The following is a 10,587-nucleotide window of genomic DNA, read 5'->3' on the forward strand; positions in this document are numbered from 1 at the left end:
CGCCACCGGGTCCGGGGTCTTCGGGGTCGAGCTAGCCGTTCCCCCTCTCGCCGAGTTCGGGGATCTGTTCGGTGGGCATGCCGTCGGCATGCCACTGCCGCCAGAGTTCGAGGCCTTCGAAGGTGCCCGCGGCCAGTTCGTCACGCAGGAAACGCGCCCAGTTCGCCTCGGCTTCCAGCATCGCCAGGCCGAATTCGGATTCGACGACGAACAACCGGGGCAGCGTCAGCGCGCCGAGCTCGGCCCTGGTGGTCTCGATGGTTCGCTCCAGCGCCGCGATGCGCGTGCCGAGCAGGACGATCACCTCATCCGGCGGCAGCACCGCCAGAATCGACAGACCCGCGGTGAAGCGGTGGTGTTCGGGCTCGGGTGCGGCGAGCAGTTCGCGGGTCCAGTCCGCCATCTCGGCGCGACCGGCGTCGGTGATCCGGTAGATCACCCGCTCGGGGCGCGCGCCGTCGCGTTCGCTGCCGATGACCTCGAGGAATCCGGCCTTCTCCATGTTCTGCACGACGGTGTAGAGCGAGCCCCATTTGATGTCCATGTCGCGGTCTTTGCCGTGGGCACGCAGGGTGGCGGCGATCTCGTAGCGGTGCATCGGGCGCTGCACGATCACCGAGAGCACGGCGAGCGCCAGCAGGTTGTTCACTTTGCGCTTGGTCGCCATGACTGCCTCCTTACTCGTCTACGAATATATGTCTACGAGTATTCCGCGGCAAGGCTCGTTCAGCGGAGTGGACAACTGAAATCAGACTTTCGATACCTCGCTGCTATCAGCGCCCTGGTCGAGCAGCTTGGCCGCGATCTTCGACAGCGCCTCGTCGAGCAGCGCGCGGTCGACCGGGTCCTCCGAATTCCAGTCGTCGAGGCGGTCGCCGAGCCAGCGGCGCCAGCCCGCGCGCAGCTTGTCGACCTCGTTGTCGCCGTCGGCGGTCAGCGACAGGGTGCCCCCGTCGTCGTGCAGCAGACCCGCATCGACGGCCTGCCGAAAGACCGGCGACAGCACCTCCACCGGCAGCCGGTGCCGGTAGGCGATGGCATACACCGTGGCGGGCACCTCTTCCTTGGAGTACAGGTACACCTGCCCCAGCGCCCACACCGAGTCCGGGCTCAGCGTGCTACCCGAGGCCGTGATGAGCTGGGGGATGAGCGGTTTCTCCGCCCTGGCCTTGCGCACCGTCGTGGCGACCGAGCGTTCCAGCTGCACCACCCGGTCGTGCGAATCGGGCACCGAGAAACCCTCACCGACGTCGGCCGCGCCGTGGCGAGCGCTGTCACGCAACCGCACCTGCGGCAGGAACCAGGCGACGACGAAACCGACCAGCGCCACCGGAACAACCCAGCGGAACACGTAGTCGATCGAATTCGCGTAGGCGTCGATGATCGGCGCGGACTGCTCGAGCGGTAGCTCACGCAGCAGTTTCGGGTTCGCCGCCACCTCCGGTGAGACGCCGGGGGCCTGCTGCAATGCCTCCGCCAGCGCGGGTTTGCTCTTGTTGTTGTAGAGCGTGCCGAAGACCGCGGTGCCGAACGCGCTGCCCAGGGTGCGGAAGAAGGTGACCCCCGAGGTGGCGGTGCCCAGATCGGCGTAGGGCACGGTGTTCTGCACGACGATGGTGAGCACCTGCATCGACAGGCCCAGCCCGGCACCCAGAATCAGCATGTACAGCGATTCCAGCCACACGCTGGTGCCGCGGCCCATCGTCGACATCAGGGCGAGGCCGACCGCCATCACCGCCATGCCGACGACCGGGAAGTACCGGTACTGCCCGGTCTTGCCGACGACCTGACCGGAGAAGACCGAGGTGACGAACAGGCCGACCACCAGCGGCAGGGTGCGGACGCCGGAGATCGTCGCCGTCGCCCCGTCGACATATTGCAGATAGGCGGGCAGATAGGTCATCGAGCCGAGCATCGCGAAACCGACGATGAAACTGAGCACCGACGACACGGTGAACACGCGGCTGCCGAACAACCGCATCGGCAGCATCGGCTCCTTCGCGCGGTTCTCCACCAGCACGAATCCGGTGATCAGCACGGCGGCGAGCACGAACAAGCCGATGATCTGCCAAGAGCCCCACGGATATTCGCTACCGCCGAACTCGAGTCCGAGGATCAGCGACGACACACCGAGCGCGATCAGGCCGATGCCGAGGTAATCGATCACCGGCCGGGTCACCGCGCGCAGGTGCGGCAGGGTGCGCGCCGCCATCACCACCATGATGATCGCGATCGGCACATTCACGTAGAAACACCAGCGCCAGCTCGCGTGGTCGGTGAACAACCCGCCCAGGGTGGGCCCGACGACGGTGGTCACGCCGAACACCGCGCCGAGGGCGCCCTGATACTTGCCGCGTTCACGCAGCGGAATGGTGTCGGCGATCAGGGCCATCGAGGTGACCATCAGCCCGCCCGCGCCGACGCCCTGGATTCCGCGCGCCACGATCAGCACGCCCATGCCGCCCGCGACGCCGGCCAGCGCCGAGCCCGCGATGAAGATGATGCCGCTGATCTGGAACAGCAGTTTGCGGCCGAACAGGTCGCCGAGCTTGCCCGCGAGCACGGTCGCGACGGCCTCGGCGAGCAGATACGCGGTCACCACCCAGGCCATGTGCCCGGCGCTGCCGAGGTCGGCGACGATCGAGGGCAGCGCCGCCGACACGATGGTCTGGTCGAGGGCGGCCATGAGCATGCCGAGCACCACCGTCGCGAAGACGATATTGATCTTCGCCTTACTCATCGGCTCGACGGGCTTGTCCACAGCAACACCATCCGGCATGCCTCAGTATGGGCTTTCAGGCCCTGCGCGAGAGCTCAGTGACACGGCAGCAATCGCCACCGATCGCTCAGCGGACGGCGTAGTTTCCCAGGCCGGGTTCGAGCGTGTCGAACGCGATCTCGGCATCGCGAGTCAGCGCGGCGGCGATCTCGGCGTTGGATTCGCCTTCGAGGGTGCGGCGCATGATCTCGTTGAACAGCACTCGCTGCACGCCGGCGATCTGGGCCGCGGCAACGCGCGGGGTGATGTCATCGGGCGCGGCACCCGTCTCGGCGGCGAGTGCGTCGGCCAATGCCAGCTGACGGGCGTCGTGTAGATCGCGCCCGCGCGCGGTCAGCGCGGGACTGTCGGCGATCATCCTGGCGAACGGCTCGCCGCTGAAGCCGATGAGCTGGTCTTGCGCCGCTATGGCTGCCAGGCAAGCGTGGCGCAGCGCGGCCAGTGCCGACTGGCCTGGCGCGCGTTCCCGGACGATCGACGCGAGTTGCTCGATGTAGATCTCGCCGAGGTCGAGCGCCAGGTCTTCCTTGCGGGGGAAGTAGTTGGTGACCGTCATCTTCGAGACATCGGCGGCCGCGGCCACCTCGGCGATGGTCACCTGATCGAATCCGCGAGCCAGGAACAGCTCGGTCGCCCGGTCCGAGATCTGCTGCCTGGTCTGCTGCTTCTTCCTGGCACGGAGGCCCTGCTGCGTCGTCATGTCACCAGCATATCTGAACTCGTCCTAAATTTGTTCTTGACATATTTTTAGGTTCGTTCTAAGTTTATGTCCGTCGCCGCAAGCGACACGATCGAAGGAGACAGCGCATGCCGCACGGACCCGATATCGCCGCCGAGCCCCTCAACACCCGTTCCACCACCGAAGGAGCAGCCGATATGGCCCGATTCACGACGATGCGACGTTCACTCGACGACGCGGTCCGCGAGATCATGACCGCGCCGCAACCCCTCCCCCTGCCCGGCCGACCCCGGGCGGCCCGCCGCGTCGAAGCGTCTTTCCCGGCGCACCGGCGACGTGGAACCGGCTCGGCCATTCGCGGCGCGCAGACCCGGTCGACGGCCGTGCGCCGCCCGATCCGGATTCCCGGCAAGTAGTCACTGCGATCCCCGCGTAACCCGACCGGTGGGGCGCCGTCGCCCCACCGGTCACCAGCCCCACATCGAACGGGAGTTCTCTTGACCACCACCGTCACCGCCGACCCCATTCGCGACTACCTGACCGCCATCGGGCGCACGCCCCTGCTGACCGCCGAACAGGAATACGCCCTCGGTGCGCGGATCGCCGCGGGCTCGGCCGCGCGTGCCGAGATCGATGCGGCCGGCGCCGAACTCACCGCCGCACGACGAGAACTGTTGCGCCGCACCGAACTCGACGGACTGCGCGCGAAAGATCACATGGTGCGGGCGAATCTGCGCCTGGTCGTCTCCATCGCGCGCCGGTTCCCGACCAACACCGGGATGTCGCTGCTCGATCTGATCCAGGAGGGCACGCTGGGGCTGATGCGTGCGGTGGAGAAGTTCGACCACGAGCGCGGCCTCAAGCTCTCCACCTACGCGACGTTCTGGATCCGGCAGTCGATCGGGCGCGCACTCACCGATCAGGGGCGCACGATCCGGCTGCCCTCGAATGTGGCCGATGTCCTGCATCGGGTGATCCGGGTGCGGCGCGAGCTGGCGCATCAGCTGGGGCGCGCGGCCACCACCGAGGAACTGGCCGCGGGCGCCGACCTCACCGTCGCGCAGGTAGCGGCGGTGCTGCGGCACGAAGCCGAGCCCGTGTCGCTGCACGCGCCCGTCGGCGAGGACACCGATCTGGGCTCACTGTTGCCCGACACCACGCCCGCGCCGGCGGATGTGGTCGCGGCGCGGATGCTCGGGGGCTACGTGGAGGCGGCGTTGGCGGGGCTCACCGAGCGCGAATCCGCCGTCATCCGACTGCGTTTCGGCCTCGACCGCGGCGAGGGCCGCACGCTGGAGGAGGTGGGTTCGGCGCTCGGCTTCTCCCGCGAACGGGCGCGCCAGATCGAGGCGAAAGCCATGATCAAGCTGCGTAAACCCGCCTGTACCCGTACGCTGACCGGATTGCTGGGCTGACCTTCCCTCCTATCTTACTCCAGAGTAAGATAGGAGCATGGCATGGAAACCAACTGACATCGCGGACCAGTCCGGGCGCACGTTCGTGATCACCGGGGCCAACGGCGGCCTCGGTGCCGAGACCACCAAGGTGCTCGCAGGCAAGGGCGCCACGGTGATCATGGCCTGCCGCAACGCGAGCAAAGCGCAGCCGATCGCCGACGCCATCCCCGGTGACGTGCGGGTGGCCGCGCTCGACCTGGCCGATCTGGCCTCTGTACGCGAATTCGCCGCACAGCAGGGCGAATTCGATGTGCTGATCAACAACGCGGGCCTGATGAACATCCCGTTCTCGCGCACCGCCGACGGGTTCGAGACGCAGTTCGGCGTCAACCACCTCGGCCACTTCGCGCTCACCGGACTGCTGCTCGACCGCGTTCGCGACCGGGTGATCTCGCTCGCCAGCATCGCGCACAAGCAGACCCCGAAGCTGTGGATCGACGACCTCAACTACGAGAACCGCCGCTACCAGCGCAATCTCGCCTACGCCCAGGCCAAGCTCGCCAACCTGATGTTCGGCCGTGAACTCCAGCGCAGGCTCACCGAGGCCGGGTCGGCGAAGAAGTCCTACGCCGTGCACCCCGGGGTCTCGGCCACGGACCTGTTCGCCCGCACCGAGACCCCCCTCGACAAGGTCAGCAAACCGTTCATCAAGCTCATCGGCCACCCACCACACAAGGCCGCCCACTCCACCCTGTTCGCGGCCACCGAGCCGGACGCCGACCCCACCGTGTACTGGGGACCCAACCGGCTGATGCAGTCACAGGGACCGGTCGAGGCGTGCCCGTCGAGCAAGATCTCACGCGATCCCGAGCTGCTGCGCAGGCTGTGGGAGGAATCCGAGCGGATGACCGGGATCAGCTACAAGTTCTGATCATCCTCACTGCGTGACCGTGAGCACGATCTTGCCGCGGGTGCGCTGATTGTCGCTGATCTCGTGGGCCTTGCTCACGAGTTCCAGTGGCAGGACGGTTTCCACGTGCGGTCGCAGCGCACCGCTTTCGACCAGGTCCGCGAGAGCGCGCAGACCCGCGCCGTCGGCTTCGACGATCATGAACCCGGCCCGCAGGCCGAGCGGGCGGGCGACCTCCACCAGGGCCGCTTCCGCCGGGGAAGCCAGCGACACGATGATGCCGCCGGGCCGCAGGGTTCGCAGCGAGCGCGGGCCGTATTCGCCGCCGATGGTGTCGACGACGATGTCGATGCCATCGGCCGCGTCGACGAAATCCGTTGCGGTGTAATCGATCACCTCATCGGCGCCGAGGTCGCGGACGAAGTCGTGATTGTCGGCGCGCGCGGTGGCGACGACGTACGCGCCGCGCGCCTTGGCGATCTGCACCGCGACGTGCCCGACCCCGCCCGCGGCGGCATGGATCAGCACCCGGTGGCCGGGCCGCACGTCGGCGGTGTCGACCAGCGCCTGCCAGGCGGTGAGCGCGACGAGCGGCAGCGCGGCGGCTTCGACGTGGGTGAGATTCGACGGCTTGCGCGCGAGGTGGCGGGCCGGTGCGGTGACGTACTCGGCGTAGGCGCCCGCGGCACGCGGCTGACGCGGCATGCCGAAGACCTCGTCGCCCGGCGCGAACAGGGTGACACCGACGCCGACGGCCTCGACCACGCCGGACACATCCCAGCCCAGCGGTGCGATCGCGCCGAGGAGCCCGCCGGTGGCGCGGTGCCAGGAATCGGTCGGGTTCACCCCGGCCGCATGTACGCGGATCAGCACTTCGGCCGGTCCGGGGCTCGGCTTGTCGACCTCGATCACACGCAGGACCTCGGGTCCGCCGAAGGTGTCCTGACCGATTGCCCGCATGGCGCGTCTCCCTGTGTCTCCCAGGCCGTTTCGCTGCGAACCGGCCGTGTGAAGTCCACGATGCCGGGTGCGCGAATCATCGACGAGTGGCAAGAAAGCCAATATGTGCAAGAATCTTGCCATGCATCGCGTGGTGGTTCTGGCGCTGAACGGGGTCTATCCGTTCGAATTGGGGATTCCCGCCCGGATCTTCGGCACGGCGACCGATCCCGACGGCGCCGCGCTCTACGACGTGCGCACCTGCAGCCTCGACGGGGCCCCGGTGTCGACCAACGCCGACTTCACCATCGCTGTCGAATACGACAGCAGCGCGCTCGCCGAGGCCGACACCGTGGTGATCCCGCCCTTCTCCGCGTGTGACGCCCCAGAGGAGGAGTGGATGCCCGCCGACCTGGCTGACGCGCTCGGTCGGCTCAGACCGGATACCCGCATCGTGTCGATCTGCACCGCGGCGTTCGTACTCGCTGCCCTCGGCTTGCTGAACGACCGCCCCGCGACCACGCACTGGCGGCAAGCCGACCGGTTCCGCGCCCTGTTCCCGCAGGTCAAAATGGATGCCGATGTGCTGTTCGTCGATGAGGGACGCATCCTCACCGCGGCGGGCAGCGCCGCCGGGATCGATGCCTGCCTGCACCTGCTGCGCCGCGATCACGGCAGCGCGGTCGCCAATCACGTCGCCCGTCTGTGCATCGTGCCGCCGTGGCGCGAAGGTGGGCAGGCCCAGTTCATCGACCGACCGATCCCCGAACCCAGCACCGCGACGACCGCCGCCACCCGCGCCTGGGCCATGACCCACCTCGATCGCCCACTGCCGCTCACCGAACTCGCCGCCCACGCCCGCATGAGCGTGCGCACCTTCTGCCGCCGCTTCCGCGAGGAGACCGGCCTCCCACCCGGCCAGTGGCTCACCCAGCGACGCGTCGACCACGCCCGCCACCTCCTCGAAGCCACGGACCTCCCCGTCGACCGCGTCGCCGCCGACTCGGGCCTCGGCACCGCCGCCTCCCTGCGCCAGCACCTGTCCACCGCCATCGGCGTCTCCCCCACCACCTACCGCCAGACCTTCCAAGCGGGAACGTCGCGCTGACCCGCTGACCAGCCACACCGAGGCACCATCACCGACCCCGACCCGCACGGCCCGACCTCGAGGAGGGCCCCGCCGCGCAGCGGCGGGTTCGGGACACCAGGGGCCGCGGACTCGAGCGCGCCAGTGCTCCAAAAAACCCAGCGGGTACCGTGGAGCGCGTGTCCGTTCCACCTTCGCGCCCGACGCACAATCGACCGGCCCTGATCGCGCTGGTCTGTGTCGCCGCACTGGGCTGTCTGGCGTTGGCCTGGTGGCAGTGGGAGCGGTTCGAATCGTCGTCGGGAACCGGCCAGAATCTCGGCTACGCACTGCAGTGGCCGCTGTTCGCCGGGTTCGCGGTGTTCGCCTATGTGCGGTTCGTGCGGCTGGAACGCGAGGCCGAGGAGCCCGCGCCGCCGCGTCCGGGCAAGGCCGAGGCGCCGCGCGAGATCCCCGCGGGCATCCTGCCCGAACGCCCCGAGGCCGCGAAGTCCGAAGACCCGGAAACGGCCGCCTACAACCAGTACCTGGCGCAACTGCACGCCAGCGACATCGATGCGCAGGTCCGCACCGCCGGCTTGCACTCCCCCGAGAGGAACGCCGGGTGACCGACAACAACACCACCGCACCGCCGCTCGACGATGCCACCGCCGCCCCCGCGGGCAGCGCCCCCATCGCCAAGATCACCTCGGCCCTGCAGCGCTACCGCGTGCTCGCCTGGGTCACCGGCCTGTGGCTGCTGCTGCTCACCGTCGAGATGATCGCCAAGTACGGCTTCGGCGTCGACACCCCCAGCTGGATCGCGGTCGTGCACGGCTGGGTGTACTTCGCCTACCTGCTGGTCACCGCCGACCTCGCCGTGAAGGTCCGCTGGCCCATCGGCCGCACCGTCGGCACTCTGATCGCGGGCACCATCCCGCTGCTGTCGTTCTTCGTCGAGCACCGCAACGCCAAAGACGTGAAGCAGCAGTACAGCCTCTGACTCCCACGACAAGCGCCGCCGCCCCGGTGATCCGGAGCGGCGGCGCTTGTGTTGTGGAGTCGGTCAGGCCAGAGCGGCCAGGGCCGGGATGAGCTGGGTGAGCGCGCGGCCTCGGTGGGAGACCGCGTCCTTCTCGGCGGGGGTGAGTTCGGCGGCGCTGCCGGTACCGCCCTCGGGCAGGAACAGCGGGTCGTAGCCGAAACCGCCGTCGCCGTGAGGTTCACGGGCGATGGTGCCGGGCCATTCCCCGCGCACCACCGTGGTCGTGCCGTCGGGCAGGACCAGCGCGCAGGTGGAGACGAAGCGGCCGCCGCGACGGTCGTCGGGGACGTCGCCCAGCTGGGCGAGCAGCAGGGTGTTGTTCGCGGCGTCGTCGCCGTGGCCGCCCGCCCACCGAGCGGACAGCACACCCGGCATCCCGTTCAGCGCGTCGACTTCGATGCCGGAATCGTCTGCCACGCAGGGCAATCCGGTGGCGACGGCACCGTCACGCGCCTTCGCGATCGCGTTCTCCTCGAAGGTGGCGCCGGTCTCGGGCGCCTCCTCGTACGGGGGCACCTCGTTCAGGCTCACCAATTCGATTCCGGCCACCCCGGCTTCATCGAGGATCCGGCGAAGCTCCTTCAGCTTCTTCGCATTTCGGCTGGCGACCAGCACACGCACGGCCACGACTACTTCTTCGCGGACGGCTCGGGCAGGGTGCCCGGGTACGGCAGTGCCAGCGCCGCCTTCTGGATCGCGAACAACTGCTCGGCACCGGCGAAGGCCGAGTCGAGCATCTTGTCCAGGGTCGATCGCGGGAACGTCGCGCCCTCGCCGGTGCCCTGGATCTCGACCAGTGTTCCGGTGTCGGTGGCCACCACGTTCATGTCGACCTCGGCGCGCGAGTCTTCCTCGTAGGGCAGGTCGAGGCGAACACGCCCATCGACCACACCCACGCTCACCGCGGCGATCATGCACGAAATCGGCTGCGGGTCAGCCAGTTTGCCCGCGGCGGCCAGATAGGTCACCGCGTCCGAGAGCGCCACATAGGCGCCGGTGATCGCGGCGGTGCGCGTGCCACCGTCGGCCTGCAGCACATCGCAGTCGAGCGCGATCGTGTTCTCGCCGAGCGCGGCCAGGTCGATGCAGGCCCGCAGCGAGCGCCCGATCAGCCTGCTGATCTCCTGCGTCCGCCCACCGACCTTGCCCTTGACCGACTCCCGCCCACTGCGCGTGTGCGTGGCCGCGGGCAGCATCGCGTACTCCGCGGTGAGCCAGCCCAGCCCCGAATCCCGGCGCCACGGCGGCACCCCCTCGGTGACGCTCGCGGTGCACATCACCCGCGTCTGCCCGAATTCCACCAGCACCGACCCCGCCGGGTGCGTGGTGAATCCCCGAGTGATCTTCACGTCGCGGAGTTCGTCATCCGCCCTACCATCAGCTCGTCTAGACACAGCCGACACACTAGCGCGTGCCCCCCACTCCCCGCCCAGCCACACCGAAGCCTCCGAAGCCCGCACCCACACCGCACTCCCCGCGACACCGCACACCCCAAGGTCCGTAGCTCTACCGCACTCCCCGCGACACCGCGCACCCCGAAGTCCACACCCCTACCGCACTCTTAGCGACTCCACACACCCGAAGTCCGCAGCCCTACCGCACTAGCCGGCCCCACCGTTCAACCCCAGATCCGCCATGACCGCACCACCAGCCACCGCACTCCCGACCCCTAGGGAGGGACGGCCACGAAGTGGCCGGTCCGCGGCCGGGTCGCCGGGGCAGCGGCGCCGGCGAGCCGACCAAGCCCGAGTGACCCGGCGCAGGCCCGGCGC

12 protein-coding genes are annotated in these 10,587 nt (G+C 68.8%); 6 read left to right on the forward strand and 6 right to left on the reverse strand.

The window, feature by feature from the left end:
• Nucleotides 1-31: 31 nt before the first annotated feature.
• From ACWF99_RS33390 to ACWF99_RS33400, 3 genes are all read right to left on the reverse strand, one after another.
• Nucleotides 32-667, reverse strand: coding sequence for a PadR family transcriptional regulator (locus ACWF99_RS33390; RefSeq protein WP_452538346.1), 636 nt, complete (start codon nt 665-667; stop codon nt 32-34).
• Nucleotides 668-748: 81 nt separating this feature from the next.
• On the reverse strand, nt 749-2,761 hold the full coding sequence (locus tag ACWF99_RS33395; protein ID WP_452538347.1) for an MDR family MFS transporter: 2,013 nt from the start codon (nt 2,759-2,761) through the stop codon (nt 749-751).
• Between the two features lie 85 nt (nt 2,762-2,846).
• Complete coding sequence (locus tag ACWF99_RS33400; protein ID WP_378638940.1) at nt 2,847-3,479, reverse strand: TetR/AcrR family transcriptional regulator; 633 nt, start codon at nt 3,477-3,479, stop codon at nt 2,847-2,849.
• A gap of 107 nt (nt 3,480-3,586) precedes the next feature.
• Here ACWF99_RS33400 and ACWF99_RS33405 point away from each other — a divergent pair, with 107 nt between their 5' ends.
• The 3 genes from ACWF99_RS33405 (at nt 3,587) to ACWF99_RS33415 (ending at nt 5,786) form a co-directional block, all read left to right on the forward strand.
• Nucleotides 3,587-3,874 carry a hypothetical protein gene (locus tag ACWF99_RS33405; RefSeq protein WP_378638938.1) on the forward strand — a complete coding sequence of 96 codons (288 nt, stop codon included), beginning with the start codon at nt 3,587-3,589 and terminating at the stop codon, nt 3,872-3,874.
• Nucleotides 3,875-3,955: 81 nt separating this feature from the next.
• Nucleotides 3,956-4,873 carry a sigma-70 family RNA polymerase sigma factor gene (locus ACWF99_RS33410; protein ID WP_452538348.1) on the forward strand — a complete coding sequence of 306 codons (918 nt, stop codon included), beginning with the start codon at nt 3,956-3,958 and terminating at the stop codon, nt 4,871-4,873.
• A gap of 37 nt (nt 4,874-4,910) precedes the next feature.
• On the forward strand, nt 4,911-5,786 hold the full coding sequence (locus tag ACWF99_RS33415) for an oxidoreductase (RefSeq protein WP_452538349.1): 876 nt from the start codon (nt 4,911-4,913) through the stop codon (nt 5,784-5,786).
• Between the two features lie 6 nt (nt 5,787-5,792).
• On the opposite strand, the gene ACWF99_RS33420 is transcribed toward ACWF99_RS33415, so the two are convergent.
• Nucleotides 5,793-6,725, reverse strand: coding sequence for an NADP-dependent oxidoreductase (locus ACWF99_RS33420; RefSeq protein WP_452538350.1), 933 nt, complete (start codon nt 6,723-6,725; stop codon nt 5,793-5,795).
• Nucleotides 6,726-6,846: 121 nt separating this feature from the next.
• Between ACWF99_RS33420 and ACWF99_RS33425 the strand changes: the two genes are divergently transcribed.
• The 3 genes from ACWF99_RS33425 (at nt 6,847) to ACWF99_RS33435 (ending at nt 8,773) form a co-directional block, all read left to right on the forward strand.
• On the forward strand, nt 6,847-7,812 hold the full coding sequence (locus ACWF99_RS33425) for a GlxA family transcriptional regulator (protein ID WP_452538351.1): 966 nt from the start codon (nt 6,847-6,849) through the stop codon (nt 7,810-7,812).
• Between the two features lie 158 nt (nt 7,813-7,970).
• Nucleotides 7,971-8,399, forward strand: a complete 429-nt coding sequence (locus tag ACWF99_RS33430) for a transcriptional regulator (RefSeq protein WP_378638924.1) — start codon at nt 7,971-7,973, stop codon at nt 8,397-8,399.
• Nucleotides 8,396-8,773, forward strand: a complete 378-nt coding sequence (locus ACWF99_RS33435; RefSeq protein ID WP_378638921.1) for a DUF3817 domain-containing protein — start codon at nt 8,396-8,398, stop codon at nt 8,771-8,773. Before ACWF99_RS33430 ends, ACWF99_RS33435 begins: the two co-directional genes overlap by 4 nt.
• A 63-nt stretch (nt 8,774-8,836) precedes the next feature.
• Here the strand turns inward: ACWF99_RS33435 and rdgB are convergent, their stop codons facing one another.
• Complete coding sequence (gene rdgB / locus ACWF99_RS33440) at nt 8,837-9,442, reverse strand: RdgB/HAM1 family non-canonical purine NTP pyrophosphatase (RefSeq protein WP_378996673.1); 606 nt, start codon at nt 9,440-9,442, stop codon at nt 8,837-8,839.
• 2 nt (nt 9,443-9,444) lie between these two features.
• The gene (gene rph, locus ACWF99_RS33445; RefSeq protein WP_378638916.1) at nt 9,445-10,209 is read right to left on the reverse strand and encodes a ribonuclease PH; all 765 of its coding nucleotides are present in this window, start codon (nt 10,207-10,209) and stop codon (nt 9,445-9,447) included.
• Between the last annotated feature and the right edge of the window lie 378 nt (nt 10,210-10,587).

The sequence above is a fragment of the Nocardia sp. NPDC055002 genome (genome assembly GCF_053608825.1).

Excerpts from the sequence above, each read along its gene's own strand:
- ACWF99_RS33390 (WP_452538346.1), bottom strand. The coding sequence starts at position 667 with ATGGCGACCAAGCGCAAAGTGAACAACCTGCTGGCGCTCGCCGTGCTC.
- ACWF99_RS33400 (WP_378638940.1), bottom strand. The coding sequence starts at position 3,479 with ATGACGACGCAGCAGGGCCTCCGTGCCAGGAAGAAGCAGCAGACCAGG.
- ACWF99_RS33405 (WP_378638938.1), top strand. The coding sequence starts at position 3,587 with ATGCCGCACGGACCCGATATCGCCGCCGAGCCCCTCAACACCCGTTCC.
- ACWF99_RS33415 (WP_452538349.1), top strand. The coding sequence starts at position 4,911 with ATGGCATGGAAACCAACTGACATCGCGGACCAGTCCGGGCGCACGTTC.
- ACWF99_RS33420 (WP_452538350.1), bottom strand. The coding sequence starts at position 6,725 with ATGCGGGCAATCGGTCAGGACACCTTCGGCGGACCCGAGGTCCTGCGT.
- ACWF99_RS33425 (WP_452538351.1), top strand. The coding sequence starts at position 6,847 with ATGCATCGCGTGGTGGTTCTGGCGCTGAACGGGGTCTATCCGTTCGAA.